The organism is Nocardia aurantiaca, from assembly GCF_009708175.1.
Taxonomy (GTDB): domain Bacteria; phylum Actinomycetota; class Actinomycetes; order Mycobacteriales; family Mycobacteriaceae; genus Nocardia; species Nocardia aurantiaca.
In genome coordinates, this window is the sequence record NZ_WMBB01000001.1 from 589,787 (window position 1) to 614,550 (window position 24,764).

Below are 24,764 nucleotides of genomic sequence, written 5' to 3' on the forward strand. Positions count from 1 at the left end.
GATGCCCTTACCGAACTCGCGTGCGCGATGTCACACTCGGCCATTCCGGCATGTTCTCGGCCGGGATCCATACTCTCCGAGCGACACCGGGTTCGGCTGGATTCCGGCTGAAAGCACGCCGGAATGACGAAACGATTTCACGGCTTCGAGCTCAGTAGCGGTCGAGACATCCGCGAATGCCGACGCGACAACTGATTTCGCGATTGTCGGGGTAGCTCACGGGTACGTCCGAAATCGGTTCGGCACCCAACCGCGGGCACGAGTGCGCGACGGTCAACGGCTCTCAGCGGTCCGCGCAAGCCCCGAGGAGGCGGTAGCGGCGGGGGTGCGCGGCGCGGCCGAGATGCGCGGCTCCAAGTCGGCGGGCAGGGGGGTGCCGAGGAGCGGGCCCAGAAGACGGGGAAGATCCACCGGGAACGGGATCTGTGGTAGGTCGGGGTCCGGGCGCAGCGGTGGCTGCTGCCCGGTGCCGCTCGGGGCCACGGGAGAGCCGGTGGCCGAACCGGTTTGGGTCGGCGGGACGCCGGCCGTGGTGCGGTGGCCCGGAGTGGCCGTCGGGCTGGTGGAGCCGTTGGACGTCCCCGGCGGCGAGGTGGCAGGGGTGGTGGGCTGCTGCGGGCCGGTGGTGGAAGGCGAGTAATGCGTCTGCTGCGGCTCCGGGACCACGAACTCCTTGACCCCGTACCCGACGATCAGGCCGACCACCACGATCGCTCCGGCCAGCGTGCCCGCCAGCTTGGTGAAGGTGCCGATCGGCGCGTCCGAGCCCAGGGCGATCACCGGGAAGGTGGTGCTCGGGGTGGTCGAATCCGCCACCAGCGCCGCGCCTTTCGCGATCGCGGCCTCCGGCTCCGGCACGGTGACGACCGGCACGTCGAGCTGACGCTCCAGCCCGACCACCATGATCGGCACGTTCGCGCCGCCGCCGATCACCGCGACCGCCTCCGGGAACTTCGGCGCTCGCGCGAACACAGCACGTGAGAACACCGCCAGTTCGCGCAGCAGATCGGCGACGATTTCCTCGAAGTCCACCCGGGTCAGCTTGAGCGGCTGCCCGGCGACATGGTCGATGGTGACCGCCGGAACCACCGACAGGTGCTCCTTGGCGGCCCGGCTGCGGTTGAGCAGGATGCCCCGGTTGGGCCGGATGCCGCGGCGGGACAGGTGGCAGTCCAGCAGGTGCTGCAGGATCAGCTCGTCGATGGCATTGCCGCTGATGGCGGTGGTGCGTTCGGAACGCAGCACGGTGTCGTCGGCATGATCGGCCACGGTGACGGTGGTGCCGGTGGCCCCGATGTCGATGACCGCCACCGTGTTCCAGCGGTCCAGCAGGCCGGTGTGCCGCAGGTACGCCAGCGCCGCGGTGCTCTCCGGGATCAGCTGGACGCCGTGCCGTTGCCGGCCGATGGCGGAGCGGATGATCTGGGCCTGTTCGCGATCCCGGTAGGCGACCGCGATGTCTCCGGGCACACTCGACTCGGGTTCGGGGTGGCCGTTGGTCCGAGCGACCGGATACGCGCCGACCGGATGCACAGTGTCGCGGGGAATCTGGGTGGTCATCAATTCGATCGAGGACGCCACCAGGTCTCCCAGGTCGGAATGGGCCGTATCGGCCGTCACCACCCGATAGTCGAAGTTCTGGGCTCCGTTGGGCGCGGTGGCGACCGTCGCCGAGCACACCACCTCGCTCCCGGCCGAGATGCCTAGGGATGTTCGCATGTTCACCTCCCTTCGAGCGGATGGTCCGGGTGGAGACGACCATCTCGAACGGACTCCGGACGCGCCCAATGGGTAGCGGACGTTTCCGAGCTACGGATCGCGGCGGGCCCTCGTCCGATGGGGCATCCGGACCTGCCACTGATCACTTGCGGTCTTGCTCTCTTCTCGAGCCCGCGCCCACGGGTTGTCGCGCGGTGGTGAAGCAGTTGTGTAACTCTCGACGGGGCACGTGACACGACCGATTCGGTCTCGTCGCGTGGCCGCCGTCAATGGTGTCACAATCCGTTATCCGAACGTTACAGATTTTCGGATTCCTTTGGAAGCCCTCAGATTCCCGGGCCGTCGTGTCGGCGAGTCGTGTTGGATTCGCGCTCCGCTACGTTCCGGGCAGTGCGCGGCCAAGGCGCAGGTCATAGCGTCGGTACCCCCGGCCTTCCCTCCCTCGAGGCGCAGGTCTGTGCGGCCGTTGGCTCCCCCACTCCAGGACGGAGGTCGATCGTGCCGCGGTCCAGGCCGAGGCGGGCCGCGAACACCGGATGGCATGTAGCAGCCCCGTGCCTTGAGCGCTGGCACTCACATGTATAGAGTGCTAGGTGGCACTGGGTTAGTGCTGAGGTGCCAGCTTGATGACTACTGAGCAGGGGTCCCGGCACCCGCGACGACGGGGCTGATTGCGCAGGGTCACACATGACCGAAACCGTGAGTCCGGGGAACAGCCCCGGGCGCGAAGAATCCCCTGAAAGTGGAGGGCTCAACGTGGCGAGCGTGAACATCAAGCCGCTCGAGGACAAGATCCTCGTCCAGGCCAACGAGGCCGAGACGACGACCGCCTCCGGCCTGGTCATCCCTGACACGGCGAAGGAGAAGCCCCAGGAGGGCACCGTCATCGCCGTCGGCCCGGGTCGCTGGGATGAGGACGGCGAGAAGCGGATTCCGCTGGACGTCAAGGAAGGCGACGTCGTCATCTACAGCAAGTACGGCGGCACCGAGATCAAGTACAACGGCTTGGAGTACCTGATCCTGTCGGCCCGCGACCTGCTGGCCGTCGTCACCAAGTAGGTAGACCCAACTCTCGGGGCTCTCAGGGGCTTCCCCTGAAACCCCTTGAAACGCTTCGTTGCCGGGTGCTCAGGGGCCCGCCCCTGGAACTCGGAGCTTGCCGCCCCGGCGTCGCAGCTGGTCATACAGCCACCGACCCGGGGCGGAGTGCGTTCCGCCCCAACTCATTCCGGGGTTCGGGGGAGACCCCCGACCGTCCCGGACCCACAGGAGTAGGTACATATGGCAAAGCAGATCGAGTTCGACGAGAAGGCTCGTCGGGCGATGGAGCGCGGCGTCGACAAGCTCGCCGACGCCGTCAAGGTCACCCTGGGCCCGCGTGGCCGGCACGTGGTGCTGGCCAAGGCGTTCGGCGGCCCGACCGTCACCAACGACGGCGTGACCATCGCCCGCGACATCGACCTCGAGGACCCCTTCGAAAACCTGGGCGCGCAGCTGGTCAAGAGCGTCGCCACCAAGACCAACGATGTCGCCGGTGACGGCACCACCACCGCCACCGTGCTGGCGCAGGCCCTCATCAAGGGCGGCCTGAAGAACATCGCCGCGGGCGCCAACCCGATGACCCTCGGCAGGGGCATGAGCAAGGCCGCAGACGCGGTCGCCGCCGCCCTGCACGCCGCCGCCACCCCGGTCTCCGGTGAGAAGTCCATCGCGCAGGTCGCCACCGTGTCCTCGCGCGACGAGGAGATCGGCGCCCTCGTCGCCGAGGCGCTGACCAAGGTCGGCAAGGACGGCGTGGTCACCATCGAGGAGTCCTCGGGTCTGCAGACCGAGGTCGCCATCACCGAGGGTGTGCAGTTCGACAAGGGCTACCTGTCCCCGTACTTCGTCACCGACCCGGAGACCATGCAGTCGGTCTACGAGGACGCGTGGATCCTGCTGAACCGCGAGAAGATCAGCTCGCTGCCGGAACTGCTGCCGCTGCTGGAGAAGATCGCGGAATCCGGCAAGCCGGTCGTGATCATCGCCGAGGACGTCGACGGCGAGGCGCTGTCCACCCTGGTGGTCAACGCGATTCGCAAGACCCTCAAGGTCGTCGCCGTGAAGGCTCCGTTCTTCGGTGATCGCCGCAAGGCGTTCCTGGATGACCTGGCCATCGTCACCGGCGGCACCGTGGTCAACCCGGATCTGGGCATCACCCTGCGCGAGGCCGGCCTGGACGTGCTGGGCAAGGCCCGCCGCGTCGTGGTCAGCAAGGACGACACCACCATCGTCGAGGGCGCCGGCTCGCAGGCCGACATCGACGCGCGAGTCGCCCAGCTGCGCAAGGAGATCGAGAACACCGACTCCGATTGGGACCGCGAGAAGCTCGAGGAGCGTCTGGCCAAGCTGGCCGGCGGCGTCGCCGTCATCAAGGTCGGCGCGGCCACCGAGACCGAGCTCAAGGAGCGCAAGTACCGCGTCGAGGACGCTGTCTCCTCGGCCAAGGCCGCGGTCGCCGAGGGCATCGTCCCCGGCGGCGGCACCGCCCTGGTGCAGGCCGCGTCCACGCTGACCGACCTGCGAGACTCGCTCTCCGGCGACGAGGCCGTCGGTGTCGAGGTGGTGCGCCAGGCCCTGCTGTCGCCGCTGTTCTGGATCGCCAGTAACGCCGGCGTCGACGGCGCGGTCGTCGTCTCCAAGGTCTCCGAGGGCAAGGACGGCTTCAACGCCGCCACCCTGACCTACGGCGACCTGGTCGCCGAGGGCGTCATCGACCCGGTCAAGGTCACCCGCTCCGCCGTCGAGAACGCCACCTCGGTGGCCCGCATGGTGCTGACCACGGAGTCCGCGATCGTCGACAAGCCCGTCGACGAGCCCGCCGACGCCCACCACGGCCACGCCCACTGACCCGGTCCCGCTGACGTCAGCTCAGGCCCCCGGACGGGAACCCCCGTCCGGGGGCCTCGGTGTTTCCCGGCGCGATTCGGCCGTGGTTGTTCACCGCATGCGCGTGCCGGGGGAGGGGGTCAGCCAGTTGGGGCTGAGCGGGACGGAGACGGGCGGGAGCGGGGTGACGGGGGATCGGTCGCGGAGATCGTCGGCGGGCTGGTAGGCGAAGACGTAGAGACCGGCGAGGATCAGCGTGAGAGCGGCGGCCATGCCCGCCAGGGCGCGCAGGTGCGGACGAGTGAGGACGCCGAGCAGACGCATGCCGGATCCGTTCGGAGGGCGACATGAATCATCATGGCGCGCACGGACTTATCGTGTCCGAATCGTCTGTTTCAAATGGGGCGTTACCGGCAAAGCATGCAGCCGAAACCGGTCAGGCGACCTGAATCGGCGGCATGCGGAAAAGCCTTGCGCGCGTGAGGGGTTCTGGACCTCATGCTTCGGGAGTACGGACGCTCAGTCGTGAATCGAACTGGCGGAGCGGCCGTTTCCGTGGCGGAGACCGGGGTGGGAGTGGTGGATCGTGTTCGGCGGTGCCTGGTCTGTAGCTATCGCGGCGAGAAGGCGGTCGCGGAGGGCGGGCGGCGGCGGCACGGCCAGCGTGGACGCGGCCAGCGCGAGCGCTTCTCGGGTCTGCTGCACTTCCTGGGTGAAGGCGGCGCGCAGTACCGGGTCGTCGGTATCCAAAAGGTCCGCCACTGCGCGCTGATCTTCGTCGCCGATCGATCCGAGCGCGACAGTGTGCGCGAGATCGATCTGGCTTTCTTTCATCTCACGTCACTCCCAAACTTTTCTTGAGTCGTGTCAATCCATCCCGTATACGGGACTTAACGGTAGGTAATCCAACGCCCAAATGAGCCGCGACCTCGGCGTACGTCCGTCCGCCGAAGTACGCGAGAGAGATGGCTTCCCGTTGCGTCTCCGTCAACGTGGCCAGGCCGGCGAGTACCGCCTGCTGTTCCAGCCGTCGCCCGACCTCTTCGGTGACCTCGTCGAATTCATTGCCGAGGGTGCTGGTGCCGTAGGCGACCTCGCGCTGCGCGTGCGCCTGCTCGGCACGGACACGGTCGACCGCGCGTCGGTGGGCCAGTGTCATCAACCAGGTGACGGCCGAGCCCTTGGCCGGATCGAAATTGGCAGCCGTGCGCCAGATCTGGAGGTAGACCTCCTGCGTGGTCTCCTCCGCGTAACCCGGATCGTGTAGCACGCGTAGGACCAGGCCGAACACTCGCGCGCTGGTGCGGTCGTACAGCTCGGCGAACGCCCGCTGGTCGGACTGCCCGCAACGTTCGAGAAGTGCGGCGAGTTCGAGACTTTCGGCTGCGCGCGCCGTCACCGCGGAGTCCAAGCTCGGTGTTTCCACCCGACCGTTCCTGGAACTCTGGAACGAGTCGCCCTCTGCGGCAGGCGGCCGCGTTGTCACAACGCTCCGTTCTGTGTCATCGGCCACGAGGGTAGCGTGCCGCTATAACCTCCTCTCGCGTGGGGGTATCGGCAAAGAAACTGTGGCACAGCGGTTTTCCAGTTTGCGCCGAGACTTTGCAAACGTGACATACGGGACACGCCGGTCGCGACCGACGCCCGTCAAGCGGTGCCGGGTGTTTGCTAGGCATTCGGCGCGCCGCACCGAACGGATGGGAGGAATCTCGGCCCACCTGCCGATCGCCTCAACGACACCGCTGGTCAACACCGGTCACGCGAGTTTGCTCGGGGTTGTGAGACCGCCGGTCGAGGTCTAGCGCAAGGTTCGGCTACGCGACGACGCGGCGGCGATTGCGGCGCGCGTGTAGCTCGCGCTCGGTCTCGGACATGCCGCCCCAGATGCCGTAGGGCTCACTGACCTTCAGGGCGTGCGACCGGCACTGCAGCAGCACCGGGCAGGACTTGCAGATCTCCTTGGCGCGTAGCTCGCGCTGCGCCCGCGCACGGCCGCGCTCGCCGTCCGGGTGGAAGAACACCGACGAGTCCTGACCGCGGCAGGATCCGCGCATCTGCCAATCCCATACGTCGGCGTTCGGACCTGGGAGGTGGGTCGGCATGGGCATGGTGAACTCCTCATGGTGCGAGCTCGTCGGCATTGTCGAGCGGTGCTGGTGGCAAACAGATGGCCGCATCGCCGTGGCCCGGCGATCGCACTTCGTCGGCTCCGCAATTCAACACGACGCCGACGACGGCGATGACGTACGTTAGGTCGGACAACGAAATCGAGTCAATAGCTTCATTCGACTCGAGTCGAATACCAGCGCATTAGAGAATTAACATCCTCGCTATTTACAAAGCTGCCCTACTGTGGTGATACTGATCGGTTGCCCAGTGTCGTGACTAAGCTGTGATAGCTCATCCGAGTGGGCATAATGCCTGGTAGTAGCGGCTTTTTGAGCGCCAATACCTGTCGCGCGATCTATGCAACCCTCTCGATCCGAGTGATCTCAGCCATTGGACAACTCCCGCTGAGTGGGGTAGAGATGGCTGCTTCAAGACCGGCAGGTTAATAGCGCGAAACGCTATACGAATTCCTTACGGGCGTGCTAGGCGATAGCGAGAACAGATTTACGGAGCGGAAACACAAAGACGCTTGTGAATGCTGACAGGTAGCTGGTGGGTTGTGATATGGCATCTGCCCGCACTTGCGCGCGCACTGGTTACAGTGCGGCTGTGCCTGTGCTCGAAGTGAACCCCGAACTCGCCGACGCCGCCTTCGGTTCCACGCCCGAACGCGCTGCCGCCGGGTTGCCCGCCGCCACCGACGCCGCCGAATCCTGGTTGCGGGCGGTCTCGCTCAGCGGTGTCGGGCGCTATGCGGCCGCCCGTGCCGAGCTCCGGCGCGCCCGCCGCGCAACAGCCGATCCCGCCCTGCTGTCGCTCACCCACAGCACCGAGGCCTCGCTGCTGCGCCAGCTCGGCTGGCACGGCGACGCCGCCGTGGCCGACGGCCGCGCGGCCGCCCTGGCCCTGCCCGGCGGGCGTCCCGCGACCCCCGCACCGGCTGTGACCCCCGTGGAAATCCGGCGCGCCGAAGCGGTTTGCGATGCGTTGACCGGACTCGCCGCCGATGCTCTCGGTACCCTCCGCCCGGCGCTTGCCGCCCGGCTGCTGGAACGTTGCCGAGCGCACCTCGACGTTCACCTTCCCGATGCCCGGAGCGCGTGGCGCCCGCACATTCGCCTGCACTGGGTGGCTGCCGAGACTGCGCTGTCGGCCCCCGGCTCGGGTTTGATCTCCGCACCTTCGGCCGACCCCGCCGACGGCGATGGTCCCGCCCCCGCCGATCCCGCACTGGCGCACGCCGAGACCGCGGTCGCGCTCGCCGAAAACTCGCCCTCGCTGCGGCATCGAGTGAAATCCCGGCTACTGCTCGCCGCCGCGAGCGCCGCCGCCGGCGATCTCGACCGATCTCGCGCGCTGGCAATCGAAGTCGATCGCGCCTGTGCCGAACACGAACTGCTGCCGCTGCGCTGGGCCTGCGCGATGCTCCGCTCGGGTATCGAACCCGCCGGTGACGGGCCGATCGTGGCCGCCGGATGTGCGCGGTTGCTGGCTGCTCGCGGTGGGCGATTGCGTTCGGCGAGCGGTCTTCTCGGCCATCCCTGAGTGGCACCCGGGACTTCCCTGAGTCGTCCCCGAGAACCACCCCGTAACGCCTGGCATGAATGCGCCAGCCGCTATTGTTGGACCGTTCCGCCCCTCCGCGGAAGCACCGGCTCTCGCGCCGACGTGCCACTCTCGTAAACGCCAGGAACAGCTCTGACGATGAACAACACGGGTGAGGAGTTGGATCCCGCAGTCGTCGCTGCCGCAGCGCAGGGCGATCGGGCGGCCCTTTCCCAGGTACTGGTGAGCATCCGCCCGCTCGTGGTGCGGTATTGCCGCGCTCGCATCGGAACGGCCGAACGCGGCCAGCTCTCCGCTGACGACGTCGCGCAGGAGGTTTGCCTGGCCGTCATGACCGCCCTCCCCAGGTACCAGGATCAGGGTCGGCCGTTCATGGCTTTCGTCTACGGCATCGCCTCGCACAAGGTCGCGGACGCCCACAGAAATTCCGCCCGTAACAAGGCGGACGCCATGGCCGAAGTACCGGATGTCATATCCACCGACCAGGGGCCGGAGCAGCGAGCTCTCGAATCCGAAACGAGCCGGCAGATGAACGCTCTGCTGGCGACACTGCCGGAAAAGCATCGAGAGATTCTGATCCTGCGCTTGGTCATGGGTTTGTCGGCTGAAGAAACCGCAGTCGCCGTGGGCAGTACGGCGGGTGCTATACGAGTCGCCCAGCACCGGGCACTCGCGAAACTCAAGTCTCAAGTGGCGAGGGCAGGTGAAATGTATGGCTAGGGATGGCGAGCGTGGTCGGGGCGACTGGAAAGCGCGACCTGAATCGCAGAACAGCGGTCCCTACGCCGAGGCGACCGGTGACACCGGACCGGTGGACATCGCCGCGGTGCGCCGCGACGATGCGCTGATCGACGCCATCTCCGGCGATGGTCCCGTACAGACGGGCAATCCGGAGGAGTACCAGCTCGCGGCTCTGCTGGCGGACTGGCGGGCGGAGATCATGGCCGAGCCGTTGCCGGCCGGGCCGGATCTGGATGCCATTGTCGCAGCGGTCAATCAGGAGATCGGCGCCCGGCAGGCCAGAATCGGCGCGCAGAATCGCGGGCGGCTTCGGCTCGTCCGGCCGATCCTGGGTACGGCGGCGGCCATGGCACTGGTCATCGGCGGTCTGACGGCGTTCTCCTACAACGCGAGCCCCGGCGACCCGCTATGGCGGGTCAAGGAGGTCGTGTTCAGCGAGCAGGCTCAATCCACGGTCGTCTCGCGGGCGGACAATGATCTGGAGCAGGCGCGGCAGCTCATCGCGCAGGGCAAGGCCGACGAGGCCAAGCCGCTGATGGAGCGTGCCGCCGACAATGCCTCCCAGGTCAACGACTCCACCAAGAAAGACAATCTGACCGACCGGTGGCAGCAGCTGTTCGCGCAGCTACAGCAGACCGCGCCACGGGTGGCCGAATCGCTGGCGTCGGTCGCGCCGACCATGAGCACCTCCACCAAGGTTCCCGTCACCACGACAGTGCCGGTGTCGCCGGTGATTCCGCCGACCAAGACGGATGGCAACCCGCCGACGTCGACCGATTCGTCGGTGCTCGGTGGGACCAACCCGAACCCGAACCCGATTCCGAATCCGGCCACCGGAGGGGGCGTGTCGACCGTTCCGCCGGTGACCACGCTGCCGACGGTGCCGTCCCCCGAGACCGAGCCGCAGACCGTGCCGCCGACCGGTGGTGGCGGTAACTCCACGAGTGTCGTAGCCCCGACCGGAGGCAATACCGGTGGAAACGGTGGCGGCACTACGGGTGGCGGGTTGCCGACGATCCCGCAGCCGCCGGTGGAGAAGCCGACGGGCGGGGTGCCGATCGTCCCGTCCTCGATCATCCTGCCGACCGGTGGCCCGGTGCTGCCGCCGGTGCCCGGGGCGCACTAGGGCAGCCCAGTCACCGATCGTCCTGTGGCGATCGGTTTTTCATATGAAAAGGGGCCTGCATCCTCGGGATGCAGGCCCCTTTTCCACTGAATCAGACGTCGAACCCGTCGAATCCGTCGCCGTGCAGTGCCTCGTTCATCGAAGCGTCCGCGTAGCCGCGGCAGTAGTCCCAGGTGACGTAGGCCTCGGGCGTGGGGTCGTAGGCGGGCTCGTGCGGGCGCACCGTGCCGTCCACCAGCAGTTGGAGGAGGTTGGCGCGCAACATGTCCCAGTCGTGGTAGTGATCCTGTCGGCAGTCCTCGCAGCTGACCACGAGACCGCGGATGCCGCGGTGGGCCAGCAGCGCCTCGTAGACCGCGAGGTCGGCGAGATCCTCTTCGACCGCTAGGCGCTCATGAGGATCCAGCGGCTCCCCCGGCTCGATGGCATCGAGCGCGGCCGACGGGTCGGAGGGGTCTCCGGCGAATGGATCCGGCGGCAAGCCAGGTGGTAGATGGTCACGCACAGTCCCACGGTACGCAGAACCACCCCCTGTGCGCCAGCGCTGAAGGGGATTTGCCCTCACTTCGCTGGTGGTGCTGTGCCTAGGTCGCGTTCCGTGTCGCCGCGGACCGGTTCGCGGCGACGGCGCAGGTCTATGGAGTCGCGCTCTCGATACTTCCCTCTCCAGCGCTCCTTCGAGGCGCAGGTCTGTGGAGCCGTTCACTCGCTCGCTCCGGGGGAGCCGCGGTCCATAATCGTGGCGATCGTGAACCCCCGGCGTGACCTCTGGCACAGTACCTGCTCGTTGCTGGCTCGGTGGGCCGGGCGTGGGTGCGGCGGGGAATCCGGCGACCGATACCATGGTTGACCAAAGGCCGGGTAGCAAACGCCGGCATTGCCATTCATCCACGCGTCCACCGGTGCCCGGTCCGGTGGATGATGCCGAGGTCCAGGAGGGGTCGATCCGAATGAGCAGTCCCGTGACGGGCGAACGCAGTGATTTCGCCGGACGCGCCGGCCGCCCGCATACGGGTGGAGACGATCCCGACAAGGTCGCCATGCTCGGCCTCACCTTCGACGACGTGCTGTTGTTGCCCGCGGCTTCCGATCTGATTCCGAGCTCGGTCGACACCTCGAGCAAGCTGACCCGCGATATCACGCTGCACACGCCGCTGGTGAGTTCCGCCATGGACACCGTCACCGAGGCGCGCATGGCCATCGCCATGGCGCGCGCGGGCGGTATGGGTGTGCTGCACCGCAATCTGTCGGTCGAGGCGCAGGCCGCGCAGGCCGAGACGGTGAAGCGTTCCGAGGCCGGCATGGTTGCCGATCCGGTGACCTGTCGCCCCGATGACACGCTGGCCGAGGTGGACGCCATGTGCGCCCGCTTCCGCATCTCCGGTCTGCCGGTGGTGGACGAGAGAGGCATGCTGGTCGGCATTATCACCAACCGCGATATGCGGTTCGAGGTGGATCAGGACCGCAAGGTCGCCGAGGTGATGACCAAGGCGCCGCTGATCACCGCCCAGGAGGGCGTCACCGCCGAGGCCGCGCTGGGTCTGCTGCGTCGCCACAAGATCGAGAAGCTTCCGATCGTGGACGGCAGCGGCAAGCTGCGTGGCCTCATCACCGTGAAGGACTTCGTCAAGACCGAGCAGTACCCCAACGCCACCAAGGACCGGGACGGCCGTCTGCTGGTCGGCGCCGCGGTCGGTGTCGGCGAGGACGCTTGGGCCCGGGCCATGACACTGGCCGAGGTCGGGGTGGACGTGCTGGTCGTGGACACCGCGCACGGTCACCAGTCGGGCGTGCTGCAGATGGTCTCCAAGCTCAAGGCCGAGGTCGGTGACCGGGTGCAGGTCGTCGGCGGCAATGTCGCCACCCGTGCGGGGGCCCTGGCCCTGGTCGAGGCGGGCGTGGACGCGGTGAAGGTGGGTGTGGGCCCCGGCTCCATCTGCACCACCCGCGTGGTCGCCGGCGTCGGCGCGCCGCAGATCACCGCCATCCTCGAGGCGACCGCGGCGTGCCGGCCGCATGGCGTGCCGGTCATCGCCGACGGTGGCGTGCAGTACTCCGGTGACCTCGCCAAGGCCATCGCGGCCGGCGCCTCGACCGTCATGCTCGGGTCGCTGTTGGCCGGCACCGCCGAGTCGCCCGGCGATCTGATCCTGGTGGGCGGCAAGCAGTTCAAGAGCTACCGCGGCATGGGTTCGCTGGGCGCCATGCAGGGTCGCGGCGAAGCCAAGTCCTACTCCAAGGACCGCTACTTCCAGGACGACGTGCTGTCGGAGAAGAAGCTGGTGCCCGAGGGCATCGAGGGCCGGGTGCCCTTCCGCGGCCCGCTGGACCAGGTCATCCACCAGCTGGTGGGCGGTCTGCGCGCGGCCATGGGATACACCGGCTCGCAGAGCATCACCGATCTGCAGGCGGCCCAGTTCGTGCAGATCACGGCGGCGGGCCTGAAGGAGTCGCACCCGCACGACATCACCATGACCGTCGAGGCCCCCAACTACGCCAGTCGCGCCTGACGAACAGGCAAAGGCTAACGCCCAATACGTTCGCGGCGCGTCTCGTTCCGGACTGACGGAGCGGGGGAGCGGAGGAGGGGAGAACGAGACCTTCAGCGCCGCGAACCCGCTCGGAGCGAAGCGGAGGGCAAATTGAACACAGGAGGAATGAACAACGATGCGCGATATGGTCGAGATCGGCATGGGCCGGACCGCCCGGCGCACCTACGAGCTGGACGATATCGACATCGTTCCGTCGCGGCGGACCCGCTCGTCGAAGCAGGTGTCGCTGGGCTGGCAGCTGGACGCGTACCGCTTCGAGATCCCGTTCCTGGCGCATCCCACCGACGCGCTGGTGTCGCCGGAGTTCGCCATCGAGCTGGGCAGGGCCGGCGGCCTGGGGGTCATCAACGGCGAGGGCCTATGGGCCCGGCACGCCGATGTGGCCGCCAAGATCCAGCAGCTGACCGAGGTCGGCGAGAAGGAGGGCGCCGAGGCCGCGGTGGCGATGCTGCAGGAGTTGCACGCCGCGCCCATGCAGCCGGATCTGCTGGCCGCCGCGGTCGCGCAGGTGCGGGCCGCCGGTGTCACCACCGCGGTGCGGGTGAGCCCGCAGAACGCGCGGGCGCTGACCCCGGCACTGGTGGCTGCGGGCATCGACCTGCTGGTGGTGCACGGCACCATCATCTCCGCCGAGCACGTGGGCGACGGAGAACCGTTGAACCTCAAGACCTTCATCGCCGAGCTGGATGTGCCTGTGGTCGCGGGCGGCGTGTCCGATCACCGCACCGCGCTGCACCTGATGCGCACCGGCGCCGCGGGCGTCATCGTCGGCTACGGCTCCATGCAGGGTGCCACCACCACCGGTGAGGTGCTCGGCATCGGCGTGCCCATGGCCACCGCCATCGCCGACGCCGCCGCCGCGCGCCGCGACTACCTGGACGAGACCGGCGGCCGCTACGTGCACGTCATCGCCGACGGCGAGACTCTGACCTCCGGCCACATCGCCAAGGCCATCGCCTGCGGCGCGGACGCGGTCATGCTGGGCGTGCCGCTGGCCATGGCGCGGGAGACCCCGGGCAATGGCTGGTACTGGCCCTCCGCCGCCGCCCACCCGTCGGTCCCGCGCGGCGCGGTGCTGCCGTACGCCGTCGACGAGGAGCGCGTCCCGCTGGACCAGGTTCTCAACGGCCCCTCCCATGACCCGTTCGGTTCGTTGAATCTGGTTGGCGGCCTGCGCCGTTCGATGGCCAAGACCGGCTACTGCGACCTCAAGGAATTCCAGAAGGTCGGTTTGAACGTCCGGGGATGAGCTGCCTCTCCGGGACTTCAGCGGACGGCTGAGAGCCGTTGACTATTGCGCGTGCCGGCGGTTGAGTGCCGAACCGACTGTGGACGTACCCGGTGAGCTATCCGGAACCTCGCGAAATCTCTTGTCGCGTCGGGAGAAAATCCGGCCGGGTGATTCGAAGCTCTTCGTGCCCCTTGCGCACTCCTGCGAGTGTGCAAGGGGCACGAGCTGTTTCAGTGGTCGAGCGCTAGCGGCGGAGGATGGGCTGAGTGGTGGGGCGGGAAACTGCTTGGTCGCGTAGGAATTCGCGGATTGCGGTGTTGACGGCTACGGGGTGGGTCATGTTGACCGTTTGGCGGGCGCCTTCGATTTCGACGTAGCGGCAGTCGGGGAGGCGGTCGGCGAGTTCGCGGGCGTGGGAGCGGAGTATGCCGGAGCGGGTGGGGTGGATGAGCAAAGCGGGGCAGGTGATTTCGGGCAGCCGGTTCAGTACCGAATCGCGGCCCAGGAGAGCGCCGGCGGCCACCTCGGTGGCATTGGGGTCGCGGGCGAGCCAGCGTTTCACCCAGACGGCGCGGTACCAGTCGTCCTCGCCGATGAGCCAGCGGGCGAGGTATTCCGCGAGGGCGGGGCGGGGGCCCTCCTCGTACCATTTGTCCAGGAACTTACGGGCATTGGAGAGTTCGGCCGGGGTGGGCTCGTGCGCCTCGCTGGAGAGCAGGACGAGGGCGGCGACGCGGTTGGGGGCCAGCAGTGCGGTGCGCAGCGCGATGAAGCCACCCTGTGAAGTTCCGCCCACCACGGCGCGTTCCACGCCGAGCTGATCCAGTACGGTCAGCGCGTCCCGGGCGGAGGTCCAGTAGGTGAACGGCAGCCCCTCGTCACGGGTGCGGCCGTGCCCGCGCGCGTCCCAGGTCACGATCCGGAACTCCGGTGTCAGCGCCGCCAGTTGCGACGCGAACATCGTTCGGTCCATGAGGAATTCGTGCCCCAGCAACACAACCGGACCTTCGCCCCCGCTGTCCTCGTAGTGGATCTCGGCATCGATCGCACGGGCGAATGGCACGAGGTAGAGGATAGCCAGGACCTGTGACAAACTTCCGAGCTTTCCTGCCCACCGGTGGACCGGATGCCGCTGGGCCCCAGCGCACGGGCCGGAATTCCCGGGCGGGCAAGGGCGGAGGCCTCTACCGCGACGGCCGTGCCGGGACTACTGTGCGGCCCCGCCGATTTCGCTGACTCGAGCCATCGGTCTGATCCGGTCCGACGGAACCGTGCGCTTCGGACCGATCGGATGCCCTCTGCGTCGAACCCTAGCCGCCGTCCGCGTCCGGCCGCGACTCACCGACGATTGTGAGGAATGGGTCGGAAGTCCCTATCCACGACGCCGTCGACGCGAATACCGTCCCGGTGCCACCACTTCCGGGCCGGGCGGGCTACCGCTTCCGAGGCCGCGGCGCACTCCGGCCCGGGGTGGCGGTCCAAGCTCACCCGCCTCGCCTGGACTTCAGCGGGCTCTCCCGTCTCCCCGGGTCTTCAGGGGAAGCTCAGTGCCCTTGGCTGTTGGGCACCCGTGCCGGCGGCGGGTGAGGGCCGCTCGTGGACGTACCAGGTGAGTTACCCGCACCCCACTGGAGCAGTTGTCACCACCGATTCGCTGGGGAATATCGGCGGCTCGCTGCAGACGCGGGGAGGCGGGTCGGTGTGGTGTGTGTCGCTCACTAGACTGTGGCGGTGGCAGAAACCCAGCGACCAGTCCTTGTCGTCGACTTCGGCGCGCAGTACGCGCAGCTGATCGCGCGCCGGGTGCGCGAAGCGAGTGTGTATTCCGAGGTGGTTCCGCACACGATCACCGTGGAGGAGATCGCGGAGAAGCAGCCGCTGGCGGTGATTCTCTCCGGGGGACCCAGCAGTGTGTACGCCGAGGGCGCGCCGCAGCTGGACGCGCGGCTGTTCGATCTGAATCTGCCGGTCTTCGGTATCTGCTACGGCTTCCAGGCCATGGCGCAGGCGCTCGGCGGCACGGTGGCGCACACCGGGACTCGCGAATACGGGCGCACCGAGCTGAGTGTGGACGGCGGCATCCTGCACGGCGGCCTGCCGACCCGGCAACCGGTGTGGATGAGCCACGGTGACGCGGTCACCGATGCCCCCGCCGGTTTCGAGGTCACCGCGACCTCCGCGGGCGCGCCGGTCGCCGCGTTCGAGGATCGGGCGCGCAAGCTCGCCGGTGTGCAGTACCACCCGGAGGTCTTGCACTCGCCGCACGGCCAGCAGGTGCTGAGCCGATTCCTGCATGAGATCGCCGAGATTCCGGGCGCGTGGACGCCGGCCAATATCGCCGAGACGCTGATCGCCCAGGTCCGTGAGCAGGTCGGGGACGGGCACGCCATCTGCGGTCTGTCCGGCGGCGTGGACTCCGCGGTCGCGGCGGCGCTGGTGCAGCGGGCCATCGGTGATCGCCTCACCTGTGTGTTCGTCGATCACGGTCTGCTGCGCGCGGGTGAGCGCGAGCAGGTGCAGCGCGATTTCGTCGCCGCCACCGGGGCCAAGCTGGTCACCGTGGACGCGGTGGACAAGTTCCTGGGTGAGCTGAAGGGCGTCACCGATCCGGAGGAGAAGCGCAAGATCATCGGCCGGGAGTTCATCCGGTCGTTCGAGGACGCGGTCTCGGAGGTGGTCGGCGAGCAGGGCGAGACCAAGGTCGAGTTCCTGGTCCAGGGCACGCTGTACCCCGATGTCGTGGAATCCGGCGGCGGTGCGGGCACGGCGAATATCAAGAGCCACCACAATGTCGGCGGCCTGCCCGACGATCTGGAGTTCGCGCTCGTCGAGCCGCTGCGGCTGCTGTTCAAGGACGAGGTGCGCGCGGTCGGCCGCGAACTGGGGCTGCCCGAGGAAATCGTTGCGCGCCAGCCGTTCCCGGGCCCGGGCCTGGCCATTCGCATTATCGGCGAGGTGACCTTGGACCGGCTGGAGCTGCTGCGCCAGGCGGATGCCATTGCGCGCGAGGAGCTTACGGCCGCCGGTCTTGACAAGCAGATCTGGCAGTGCCCTGTGGTGTTGCTGGCCGATGTCCGCAGCGTCGGCGTCCAGGGTGACGGCCGCACCTACGGCCACCCGATCGTGCTGCGCCCGGTCTCGAGCGAGGACGCCATGACGGCTGACTGGACCCGCCTGCCCTACGAGGTGCTGGAGCGCATCTCGACCCGCATCACCAATGAGGTGGCGGAGGTCAACCGCGTAGTGCTCGACGTGACGAGCAAGCCGCCGGGGACCATCGAGTGGGAGTGAGACGCACCGGCTCCGTCTCCCCGAGCCTTTAGCGGCGGCAGAGTGCCGCCGACCGTGGGCACCCGTGCCGGCCGTTGGGAGCCGAACCGATTTCGGTCGTACCCGGCGAGTTGGCCTCGTCGGCGCGAAATCGGTTGTCACCTCGAGCGACGAAGGGCCCCGCACCCGGAAAGGTGCGGGGCCCTCATCCTTCTCGGAAGGGCAGTTCCCAGAAGGTGGAGTGCGCTGTCCCGGCGAGGGGGAGGGACAGCGCGGTCGGCTAGTCTCGGTTCTTCCTCGGGGTGAGAACCAGGACGATGCCGACGACAATGGCGGCGATCACTACGATCCAGCCGAGGGACAGGCCGCCGGAGACGGGCCATGAGTGGGGGCCGACGAATGCCCATACGCTGACGCCCAGACCGAGCAGTCCGGCCAGCAGGAGTCCGAACGAGGGACGGCGGTTCTTGTTCTCAGCCACGGTTCACCTCCGCGTTTCCCATCTGCACATCGACGGTCAGATTCAGGACGGGACCCGTTGCCGGGCCGGACATTCCGCTCAGGCAATTCGAATCACCCATGCGGACATCGCAGGTCGTGTTCACCCGCAGGTTGGGTGGCAGGACCACGCGGGCGTCGCCCATGCGCACTTTCAGGGCGACGTCGCGGTCCTCGGTCAGTTGCAGCCTGCTCAGGTCTAGGGTGCCCGAGCCCATGGAGACGTGGTATTCGGGCAGCAGCTCGGAAGTGGTTGCGGCGGCCCACCGGTGGTCGCCCATCGCGCCCTGATCGAACTCGATCGGGCCGACCAGTGAGGCCAGGATGACGAACCCGGCCAGCGGCGCGAGCAGCACCATGAGCCCGTGCCCGCGGCGCAGGAACGCGCCGATGATCAGCCCGAGCGCGATCACCGCCAGCGCGGCGGCCCCGATACGACCCGGAGTCATCCAGTCCACACCCGAAGCGGCGACCGAACCCGCTGCGGCAGCGGCCAGGATCGCGAGACCGATGGTGACCGCGGTCAGGCGGGAGCGGGGACGGCGCGGGGGAGCCTGCACGCCGGTCTGCCGAACCGATATGCCCGGCTCCGGGAGTTCCCACGCCAGCGGAGCAACGCCGAGCGGATCCCAACCGGGTGGGGTGGGCCCGAAGTCGGGAGAGATCGGCGCCGGCCCGAACACCGCCCGGGGGCGGTCGCCGGTGGGCGGAATGCGGTGCAGTGCAGGGGGTTTTGCGGGATCGCCCACCGGTGAGCCGGCGGCGGGTGCGCCCGCCGTGTCAGTGCGGTCGGCGCTCTGTTCCGGAGTGCCGTCCGTGCGGGTCGCCTGCGGTGAGCGGGATTTGCCGAGATCGACCGATCCCGCTGCGTTCGCGACGGTGCGCTGCACGGAATCCTGGGGGTCGCCGGGGGATCCGGCCGTGCCCGTGCCGCCGATCTCGTACCGGTCGTTCGTGCCGGGGTCTGCGGGCTGTACCTGGCCGGTCCGGCTCGAGCCGGTCGCTCGCTCGGCGCCGGCGTCGGCCTGGCCGCCGGTGGCTGAGGCGTCCTGGTCGGCGGCGTCGGAGCCGATCCGGGCGGAGTCGGCCGGCTGTCCGGAAAGGTGTGGGCCCGAGGCGGATCCGGATTTGTGCAGGACCACGGTGTCGGCCACGGCTGACGCGGAAGCGTAGCGCGTGTTCAGTACCTCGGTCACGGCCTCGGTGTCGGGAATGCTGTGCGGGGTGGATGATTCCCGGCGCAGGACAGCGGTGCCTGGGTCGCCGGGGTCGGTGCGGAGCACCGCTGTGGCCGCGGCGTCCGCATCGGGCACGCCCGGCCCAGTGCCGGTCTGCGACATGCCCTGTGCGGCAGCGGATTCCGGGCCTGTCGCGGTGTGGACCGGGTCGGGCTCATAGTGGTCGGGCAAAGTGGTGTAGGGCCCGTAGGTCTGGAAGGTGACGGCATTGGTGCCGGGGTACCCGGTCCAGTACGGGTTGGTGGTGCCCGGGTAGCCGGTGTTGAGGAGGCTGTCGGCGGCCGTCTGCTCGAAATAGGCGGCGGGCGGCTGGGGTTGGCGCTGGTAGAGCAGCCACCAGCCGGCCAGCATGAGCGCGAAGCTGATGACGCCGGACCCTCCGAGCCCGACGCCGACGGGTCCCATCGTGCTCACGGCGATCCCCAACGCCACCATGAGCACGATGGTCTTGGACGAGGTCTGCGAGGACTGGCCGCGTCCGAACAGCGATTCCGCCGCCGAGGACTGGTCGCCCGCCTGGTTGAGCAGCAGCCAGCTCAGCAGGTAGAGCACGATGCCCGCTCCGCCGAACAGCGCCGACACCACGAACGCCACCCGCACCAGCACGGGGTCCACGTTGTAGCGGCGGCCGAAGCCGACGGCCACGCCGGCGACGGGTCCGTCCTTGGGGAAGCGCATCGGCCGCGTCTGCCACAGGTCGTGAAGCTGATCGGAGAAGCCGGTACGCCCGGCGCTCTTGGACCAGTCGCTCGTTCTCGTCATGGCTTCCATCGTGCTGTTCGGCGCTGGTAGGGCGCATCGGGGATCACCCTGAATGGGTACCTGAACTTGGGCCCGGGGCAGGGTCCGCGAGGGATCCGTCCTACAGCGTGATGGGGTCGCCGTACACCGCGCCGCTGCCCCCGTCCGGGCCGGAGTCGGCGCGCACGAGTGTGTAGGGCCGGATGGTGAGCTGCCCGCCGCAGCCGCCGACCATGAGGTGGAAGTCCTGGATCAGCAGTGTCCCGGTGCCGCCGTCGCCGGGCAGGTCTTTCTCCCCGGCGACCACGTCCGCGATCTTGCCCGGGGCGATGGAGATGTCGACGCCGATGCCGCCGGTGACGCTGGGCCCGACGCTGAGGTCGACGCCCGCGTGCGGCCCGAGCGAGGTGTCGAGCCCGGCATGGGCGGTGATGGCCGGGTTGAGGTCCAATTCCGGGTCCAGGTGCAGCTTGGCGTCGATATCCGCCTGGCAGCCCACATAGAACCCGGTCTTCAGATGTCCCGTGCCGCCGGCGGGCACTTTTCCATAGGAGATGTTGTCCAGGAACACTTCTCGATTGGTCGGCATGCCGTTCAAGGCCGGCACCGGCCGTGCGTCCACATCGCGCTGTCCCACGGTGAACTCGAAACCGCTTGCGGTCGAATAGGTCTTCTCGTGCGGCGCGTATGCGGCGCTCGCGTGTGTGGTGATCAGTGCGTACCCGGCCGTCGCCATGACAGCCGTCAGTGCCCGTGCGCCTCGCATCGTTCTCCCCGCGGATCCTGACTGAATCTCGGCACGCTGCGCGGGCCGTTGTCGATGATCAGCGGCGAAACTTCACGGTCGCTGCGGGTTGCCTGGGAGTCGGCTGTGGGGATCGGTGGCAGGGGCGGGTGGTCGGGCGTTCGTGTCCGCGGTCGCCGGCCCGCGGTGCGTCCAGATCGTGTTCCTCGGCTCCGGATTCATCGGCGTCCGAGACTCGAAGGATGCCGACTGAGCGGCGCGTGTCTTCACATCCCATGAATGGGCCAGGTCCACCGATGGCATGCGCTACCGGCCGCGAGGATCGATCGATCCGGGCTGTGGGCCAATGACGCCGGAGGCCTATCGCATGAGGCCGATCGATGGACCGGAGGGCAGTGGGGCTCACCGAAAGCTTGTCCGCCGAACGAACTGGATTCTCCGGGTCGGTGCCAGCCCACGGCAGCGTTCCGTCGACATCGCCCACCGTGGGCACGACGAAGCCCCGGAACGATCTCATCGTGGGCCGCGCGTAGTGAAATACTTGCCTGACCGGCTGAAATGCCCCCAAAATAGATCAGTCCCCGGTAGTCTCCATCGAATTCGGAGTCTCAGTCGTCGCTGAAATACTCTTTATTCGACTGGCTTGCCGGGGGCCTGGCCAGATCCTCGAGCAGCATCACCCGTGTCTTTCGACGTCTCGTCCGACACTGTGACACACTCCGGTGTTCTGGTGTGAGGTCAAGTGTCTCGCCGAAATTGTCGCCAGTCAATAGCTCGCGGGGCGAAATCGACCAGAGTTTGCGAGATGGTCGGACCCGGTCCAGCACTTGGCGCACGAGGTCACACACGTTGTCGGTCATCTGGCTGGATCGCGGTCAGTGACCACTGCCGTGATGAAATGCCACCCATGGCGAAAGGCCACATCAGGGATCGTATCGGGGTGTTTCCCGATGTCGCCTGTCCGGCGCCCGTGCCAGTATCGAAGGCATGTACCCGCCCGTGCCGTTGTACGACCCTGCCCGTGGGGCCGCGATCGCCGTGACCCAGCCGAAACTGGTGCGGCGGACGGGCGGCCGCATCGTGGGCGGGGTGGCGGGCGGGCTCGCCGATCACCTCGGGATCGACGTGTTCAAGGTGCGGATGGGGTTCGTCCTGCTGTCCGCACTGGCCGGGGCCGGGATCGTGGCCTACGGCATGCTGTGGATCTTCACCCCGGCCGGTGGTGACGCGTCCCCGCCGACCGGGTCGGAGCGGCGGCAGGCCATCGGATTGGCGCTGCTGGGAATGGCTTTGGCCGTCGCCACCGCCTGGGTGTTCAACGGGACGGCCGCGCATGTGGTCGGCCCGATCATCGTGGTGGCGATCGGTGCGGCGCTGGTGTGGCGCGAATTCGACGCGGACGGGCCGAGATCCGTCATCGGGCTGCCCGCCAAACCGTCGGTGGTCACCTGGACGCGGATTGTCGGCGGGGCCACCCTCATCGTGGTCGGACTGGGTGTCGTGGTGCTGGGACGGATCAACCTCAGCTCGCTCGGGTCGGCGCTGCTGGCGGTGGCGGTGACCCTGGTCGGGGCCGGGCTGCTGACCGTGCCGTTGTGGTTGCGGATGATGCGAGCGCTGAATGCCGAACGCTCGGCGCGGATTCGCAATGACGAGCGTGAGGAGATCGCCTCGCACCTGCACGATTCGGTGCTGCAGACGCTGGCCCTGATCCAGCGACAGGCCGACGACCCGCAGGAAGTGGTGCGGCTGGCTCGCAGTCAGGAACGCGAGCTACGCAGGTGGCTGTTCGAGGACACCGGGCCCGCGCAGTCGAGCCTGGCCGCCGCGCTGCGCACCATCGCGGGCGAGGTGGAGGACCAGCACGGGGTGAAGGTCACCCCGGTCACCGTGGGCGATGTGTCCATGGACCTCGACGACAGCGGAATAGGGCTGCCCAAGGAACACTTCACCGCGCTGCTCGGGGCCACCCGGGAGGCGCTGGTCAATGCAGCCAAGCATGCCGGGGTGCCGACCATCGACCTGTACGCCGAGGTGGAGCCGCATCAGGTGAGCATCTTCGTGCGCGACCGCGGCAAGGGTTTCGACCCGGATACGGTGTCGAAGGACCGGCAGGGCGTGGCCAAGTCCATTCACGGCCGCATCGAACGCCGCGGCGGGCGCGTGGAGATCAAGTCCGCGCCCGGCAACGGCACCGAGGTGCGAATTTACATGCCGCGCAAGGACGGTGGCGACGAGCGGCTGGTGGTGCAGACCGACATCCCCGAAGACGCCGCCCAGCTGTGAGCCGCGGATTGTGGTACCGATGTGGGCATGGTTCGGTTCGGCGTCAGGTGAGGAGATGTAGGTGAGTGTCCGGGTCTTTCTGGTCGACGACCATGCCGTATTCCGGTCCGGGGTGCGGGCGGAACTGAGCCGCGAATCCGATATGGAAGTGGTCGGCGAGGCGGGCGGGGTGGCCGAGGCCATCGCCGGGATCAAGGCGACCGCGCCGGACGTGGTGCTGCTGGACGTGCACATGCCCGATGGTGGCGGGGTCGCGGTGCTGCAGGGCATCGATCCGGGGCCGGTGTACCTGGCGCTCAGCGTCTCCGACGCGGCCGAGGACGTGATCGCGGTGATCCGGGCGGGCGCGCGCGGGTACGTCACCAAGACCATCTCGGGACCCGAGCTGGCCGACGGGATTCGCCGGGTGTCCGGCGGCGACGCCGTGTTCTCGCCGCGCCTGGCCGGTTTCGTGCTGGACTCGTTCACCGGCAAGTCGCCGGTCCCGGAGCCCCCACTGGATCCCGAACTGGACTCGCTGACCCCGCGCGAGCTGGAGGTCCTGCGCCTGCTGGCCCGCGGCTACACCTACCGCGAGATCGCCGAGACGCTGTTCATCTCGGTCAAGACAGTCGAGACCCACGCCTCCAATGTGCTCCGCAAAACCCAGCAGTCGAACCGCAACGCCCTCACCCGCTGGGCCCACCGCCGCCGCATCGATTGAAATTACTTAGGGCGACAACTTATTTCGTGGTTCGAGGGCAACTCGTCGGGAACGTCCGACATGGGTGCGGCACTCGACCGCCGGCACGTGTGTGCACGATCGTCAACGGCACCGCAGCCGTGCGCCGCGCGAGGAGGCCGAGCGGCCGTCGTGGCCGGGCGGCTACAGCACCACCAGAATCACGATGATGATCAGCAGGCCGATGAGCAGGCCGATCACCACCGCGAGCGGGCCCGCGTTCGGCCCCAGCGCGCTGAGATCGAAGCCCTTCGATCTGGGTTGCGGGGCAGCCGGAGCCGCGGCCGCGGTGGCGCGCTGTGGCCGGGGGAGCGGGCTGGAGTGCGGGCTGCGCAGTCCGGCCGCGGAATTGCGGGCCGCCCAGGCCGGGATCGTCCCGTCCTCGGTGCGGACGGGCGCGCCCAGGATGTAGGGCGCGGTGCCGGGACCGAAGGCGGCGGTGAGGATTTCGTTGCGCGCCTCGGTCATGGTGGGGCGGCGCTGGGGGGCCGGCTCCATCATGTGCAGCAGGACCTCGGTGAGCGGGCCGCTGCGGGCGGGCGGAGTGATCTGGGCCATGGCGGCGCGTTCCACGATGACATCGCTGTCCTCGTCGAACCCGTAGGGCGGCTGTCCCTCGATGGCGGTGTACAGCGTTGCGCCGAGCGAGAATACGTCGCTGGCGGTGGTGGGGCGGGCGCCACGCGCGACCTCCGGCGGCAGATAGGCCGGGGTGCCGGTGATGACGTCGCCGATCTCCTCGGTGGCGTCGTTGGCGCCGCTGGAGATGCCGAAGTCGCTGAGCTTGACCTTGCCGACCTCGTCGCCGCGGTCGGCGACCAGGATATTGCCCGGCTTGATATCGCGGTGCACGATGCCCGCGGCGTGCGCGGTCGCCAGGGCGTCCGCCACCTGCGCGCCGATCTGCGCCACCTCGATCGGGGACAGCCGATCCACCAGCGCAAGGGCTTTGGCGACACTGCGCGAGGGCAGATACTCCATCACCAGCCAGGGCTCACCGGCCTCCAGCACCACGTCGTACACGGCGATGGCGTGGTCATGCGACAGCTTGGCCGCCACTCGCCCCTCGTGCATGATCCGGCTGCGGACCTCCTGCGCCTCCTCCTCGCTGAGCCCCTGCGTGGTGAGCACCTGCTTGATGGCGACATCGCGGTGCAGCAGCCGATCGGTCGCCAGCCACACGGCGCCCATGCCGCCACCGCCCAGCTTGGACTGCAGTCGGTAGCGGCCGGCCACCAGGTAATCGGGGCCGACAATGGGACGGGCGCGTTCGGTCACGGGTGCAGGGTAGCGGAAAACCATCCTGACTGGCCTGGTTCGAAACCCGACGTTTGCTGGCCTTCCCACCGTGGA

The 24,764-nt window shown here is 68.3% G+C and carries 22 protein-coding genes; 11 read left to right on the top strand and 11 right to left on the bottom strand.

All coding sequences use genetic code 11. The annotated features are described in order from the left end of the window. Positions 1-273 precede the first annotated feature (273 nt). Positions 274-1,719, bottom strand: a complete 1,446-nt coding sequence (locus tag GLP40_RS02435; RefSeq protein ID WP_154786118.1) for an Hsp70 family protein — start codon at positions 1,717-1,719, stop codon at positions 274-276. Positions 1,720-2,475: 756 nt separating this feature from the next. Here GLP40_RS02435 and groES point away from each other — a divergent pair. Both groES and groL read left to right on the top strand, forming a co-directional pair. Further along, the gene (groES, locus tag GLP40_RS02440) at positions 2,476-2,778 is read left to right on the top strand and encodes a co-chaperone GroES (RefSeq protein WP_328289579.1); all 303 of its coding nucleotides are present in this window, start codon (positions 2,476-2,478) and stop codon (positions 2,776-2,778) included. Between the two features lie 222 nt (positions 2,779-3,000). Next, complete coding sequence (gene groL / locus GLP40_RS02445) at positions 3,001-4,608, top strand: chaperonin GroEL (protein WP_154786119.1); 1,608 nt, start codon at positions 3,001-3,003, stop codon at positions 4,606-4,608. A gap of 90 nt (positions 4,609-4,698) precedes the next feature. Here groL and GLP40_RS02450 read toward each other — a convergent pair whose 3' ends face one another. From GLP40_RS02450 to GLP40_RS02465, 4 genes are all read right to left on the bottom strand, one after another. Continuing rightward, the gene (locus GLP40_RS02450) at positions 4,699-4,911 is read right to left on the bottom strand and encodes a hypothetical protein (protein WP_154786120.1); all 213 of its coding nucleotides are present in this window, start codon (positions 4,909-4,911) and stop codon (positions 4,699-4,701) included. 195 nt (positions 4,912-5,106) lie between these two features. Continuing rightward, positions 5,107-5,421, bottom strand: coding sequence for an RskA family anti-sigma factor (locus tag GLP40_RS02455; protein ID WP_230329153.1), 315 nt, complete (start codon positions 5,419-5,421; stop codon positions 5,107-5,109). Between the two features lies 1 nt (position 5,422). Further along, positions 5,423-5,998, bottom strand: coding sequence for a sigma-70 family RNA polymerase sigma factor (locus GLP40_RS02460; protein WP_154786374.1), 576 nt, complete (start codon positions 5,996-5,998; stop codon positions 5,423-5,425). 403 nt (positions 5,999-6,401) lie between these two features. Beyond that, positions 6,402-6,695: a WhiB family transcriptional regulator gene (locus GLP40_RS02465; protein WP_154786121.1), complete on the bottom strand. Its 294-nt coding sequence runs from the start codon at positions 6,693-6,695 to the stop codon at positions 6,402-6,404. Between GLP40_RS02465 and GLP40_RS02470 the strand changes: the two genes are divergently transcribed. The 4 genes from GLP40_RS02470 to GLP40_RS02485 all read left to right on the top strand — a co-directional run bounded on the left by GLP40_RS02470 (position 6,688) and on the right by GLP40_RS02485 (position 10,129). Next, positions 6,688-6,840, top strand: a complete 153-nt coding sequence (locus GLP40_RS02470; protein WP_154786122.1) for a hypothetical protein — start codon at positions 6,688-6,690, stop codon at positions 6,838-6,840. The two genes, GLP40_RS02465 and GLP40_RS02470, sit on opposite strands and share 8 nt — an antisense overlap. Before the next feature lie 465 nt (positions 6,841-7,305). Beyond that, on the top strand, positions 7,306-8,241 hold the full coding sequence (locus GLP40_RS02475) for a hypothetical protein (protein ID WP_154786123.1): 936 nt from the start codon (positions 7,306-7,308) through the stop codon (positions 8,239-8,241). 159 nt (positions 8,242-8,400) lie between these two features. Next, on the top strand, positions 8,401-8,982 hold the full coding sequence (locus tag GLP40_RS02480) for a sigma-70 family RNA polymerase sigma factor (RefSeq protein WP_154786124.1): 582 nt from the start codon (positions 8,401-8,403) through the stop codon (positions 8,980-8,982). Further along, positions 8,975-10,129, top strand: coding sequence for an anti-sigma-D factor RsdA (locus GLP40_RS02485; protein WP_154786125.1), 1,155 nt, complete (start codon positions 8,975-8,977; stop codon positions 10,127-10,129). The genes GLP40_RS02480 and GLP40_RS02485 overlap by 8 nt, the downstream gene beginning before the upstream one ends. 91 nt (positions 10,130-10,220) lie before the next feature. On the opposite strand, the gene GLP40_RS02490 is transcribed toward GLP40_RS02485, so the two are convergent. After that, complete coding sequence (locus GLP40_RS02490; protein WP_029923780.1) at positions 10,221-10,634, bottom strand: DUF5319 domain-containing protein; 414 nt, start codon at positions 10,632-10,634, stop codon at positions 10,221-10,223. 445 nt (positions 10,635-11,079) lie between these two features. Between GLP40_RS02490 and guaB the strand changes: the two genes are divergently transcribed. After that, a complete protein-coding gene (gene guaB / locus GLP40_RS02495) occupies positions 11,080-12,639 on the top strand; it encodes an IMP dehydrogenase (protein WP_154786126.1) in 1,560 nt (519 codons plus the stop codon). A 157-nt stretch (positions 12,640-12,796) separates the two neighbouring features. Continuing rightward, a complete protein-coding gene (locus GLP40_RS02500; protein ID WP_154786127.1) occupies positions 12,797-13,930 on the top strand; it encodes a GuaB3 family IMP dehydrogenase-related protein in 1,134 nt (377 codons plus the stop codon). Positions 13,931-14,156: 226 nt separating this feature from the next. On the opposite strand, the gene GLP40_RS02505 is transcribed toward GLP40_RS02500, so the two are convergent. Next, entirely contained in the window at positions 14,157-14,975 is an 819-nt protein-coding gene (locus GLP40_RS02505) for an alpha/beta fold hydrolase (RefSeq protein WP_328289580.1), read from the bottom strand. Between the two features lie 662 nt (positions 14,976-15,637). Here GLP40_RS02505 and guaA point away from each other — a divergent pair. Next, positions 15,638-17,203 (top strand): glutamine-hydrolyzing GMP synthase, encoded by a 1,566-nt coding sequence (guaA, locus tag GLP40_RS02510; protein ID WP_328289581.1) that lies wholly within the window; start codon positions 15,638-15,640, stop codon positions 17,201-17,203. Positions 17,204-17,462: 259 nt separating this feature from the next. Here guaA and GLP40_RS02515 read toward each other — a convergent pair whose 3' ends face one another. The 3 genes from GLP40_RS02515 to GLP40_RS02525 all read right to left on the bottom strand — a co-directional run bounded on the left by GLP40_RS02515 (position 17,463) and on the right by GLP40_RS02525 (position 20,425). Then, positions 17,463-17,663, bottom strand: a complete 201-nt coding sequence (locus GLP40_RS02515) for a hypothetical protein (protein WP_154786128.1) — start codon at positions 17,661-17,663, stop codon at positions 17,463-17,465. Then, on the bottom strand, positions 17,656-19,680 hold the full coding sequence (locus GLP40_RS35005; protein WP_154786129.1) for a PspC domain-containing protein: 2,025 nt from the start codon (positions 19,678-19,680) through the stop codon (positions 17,656-17,658). Before GLP40_RS35005 ends, GLP40_RS02515 begins: the two co-directional genes overlap by 8 nt. Before the next feature lie 100 nt (positions 19,681-19,780). Then, positions 19,781-20,425, bottom strand: a complete 645-nt coding sequence (locus tag GLP40_RS02525) for an MspA family porin (protein WP_154786130.1) — start codon at positions 20,423-20,425, stop codon at positions 19,781-19,783. 966 nt (positions 20,426-21,391) lie between these two features. Here GLP40_RS02525 and GLP40_RS02530 point away from each other — a divergent pair. Beyond that, positions 21,392-22,690: an ATP-binding protein gene (locus GLP40_RS02530; protein WP_154786131.1), complete on the top strand. Its 1,299-nt coding sequence runs from the start codon at positions 21,392-21,394 to the stop codon at positions 22,688-22,690. Positions 22,691-22,751: 61 nt separating this feature from the next. After that, positions 22,752-23,393: a response regulator transcription factor gene (locus GLP40_RS02535; RefSeq protein WP_328289582.1), complete on the top strand. Its 642-nt coding sequence runs from the start codon at positions 22,752-22,754 to the stop codon at positions 23,391-23,393. Positions 23,394-23,555: 162 nt separating this feature from the next. On the opposite strand, the gene GLP40_RS02540 is transcribed toward GLP40_RS02535, so the two are convergent. Next, positions 23,556-24,713 (bottom strand): serine/threonine-protein kinase, encoded by a 1,158-nt coding sequence (locus tag GLP40_RS02540; RefSeq protein WP_154786132.1) that lies wholly within the window; start codon positions 24,711-24,713, stop codon positions 23,556-23,558. Between the last annotated feature and the right edge of the window lie 51 nt (positions 24,714-24,764).